The sequence below is a fragment of the Streptomyces sp. NPDC008125 genome (assembly GCF_042957125.1).
Lineage (GTDB): Bacteria > Actinomycetota > Actinomycetes > Streptomycetales > Streptomycetaceae > Streptomyces.
Genome location: NZ_JBIBHR010000063.1, coordinates 1 through 1,557, shown reverse-complemented (window position 1 = coordinate 1,557; position 1,557 = coordinate 1). Strand labels below are relative to the sequence as shown.

The following is a 1,557-nucleotide window of genomic DNA, read 5'->3' as shown; positions in this document are numbered from 1 at the left end:
TACGTGGAGATCTGGAACCTGGTCTTCATGCAGTACGAGCGCGGTGCCGGCGACGGCAAGGAGGACTTCCCGATCCTGGGGGACCTGCCGTCCAAGAACATCGACACCGGTCTCGGCCTCGAACGCCTCGCGATGATCCTGCAGGGCGTGCGGAACATGTACGAGACCGACACCCTGCGCGTCGTCATGGACAAGGCCACCGAGCTGACCGGCGTCCGCTACGGCGCCGCGCACACCACGGACGTCTCCATGCGCGTGGTCGCCGACCACATGCGCACCTCCGTCATGCTCATCGGTGACGGCGTCACCCCGGGCAACGAGGGCCGCGGCTACGTGCTGCGCCGCATCATGCGCCGCGCCATCCGCAACATGCGCCTCATGGGTGCCTCCGGTGCCGTCGTGCGGGACCTGATCGACGTCGTCATCGACACGATGGGCCAGCAGTACCCGGAGCTCCTGACCGACCGCAAGCGCATCGAGACGGTCGCGCTCGCCGAGGAGACCGCCTTCCTGAAGGCCCTCAAGGGCGGCACCAACATCCTGGAGACCGCTGTCACCGAGACCAGGGCCGCCGGCGGCCGGGTCCTCGCCGGCGACAAGGCGTTCCTGCTCCACGACACCTGGGGCTTCCCGATCGACCTGACCCTGGAGATGGCCGCCGAGCAGGGCCTGGCCGTCGACGAGGACGGCTTCCGCCGCCTCATGCAGGAGCAGCGCGACAAGGCCAAGGCCGACGCCCGCGCCAAGAAGACCGGCCATGCCGACCTCTCCGCCTACCGTGAGGTCGCCGACACCGCGGGTGCCACGGAGTTCACCGGTTACACCGCCACCATGGGCGAGTCGACGGTCGTCGGCCTCCTCGTCAACGGTGTGCCCTCGCCCGCCGCCACCGAGGGCGACGAGGTGGAGGTCGTCCTCGACCGGACCCCGTTCTACGCCGAGGGCGGCGGCCAGCTCGCCGACACCGGCCGCATCCGCCTCGACAGCGGTGCCGTCGTGGAGGTCCGCGACGTCCAGAAGCCCGTCCCCGGTGTCAGCGTGCACAAGGGTGTCGTCCAGGTCGGCGAGGTGACCGTGGGCTCGTCCGCGTACGCCACGATCGACGTGAGGCGCCGCCGGGCCATCGCCCGCGCCCACTCCGCCACCCACCTCACCCACCAGGCGCTGCGCGACGCGCTCGGCCCGACGGCCGCCCAGGCCGGCTCGGAGAACGCCCCGGGCCGCTTCCGCTTCGACTTCGGCTCGCCCGCCGCCGTTCCCGGCGCGGTCCTCGTCGACGTCGAGCAGAAGATCAACGAGGTCCTCTCCCGGGAGCTCGACGTCCAGGCCGAGGTCATGTCCATCGACGAGGCCAAGAAGCAGGGTGCCATCGCCGAGTTCGGCGAGAAGTACGGCGAGCGGGTCCGGGTCGTCACCATCGGCGACTTCTCCAAGGAGCTGTGCGGCGGCACCCACGTCCACAACACCGCCCAGCTGGGCCTGGTGAAGCTGCTCGGCGAGTCGTCCATCGGGTCCGGGGTGCGCCGCGTCGAGGCTCTGGTCGGTGTGGACGCCTAC

The 1,557-nt window shown here is 70.5% G+C and carries 1 protein-coding gene; it reads left to right on the top strand.

Annotated features, from left to right (window positions below):
• On the top strand, positions 1–1,557 hold a 1,557-nt coding region (gene alaS, locus ACFZAX_RS35445; protein WP_390967104.1), incomplete at both ends, for an alanine--tRNA ligase.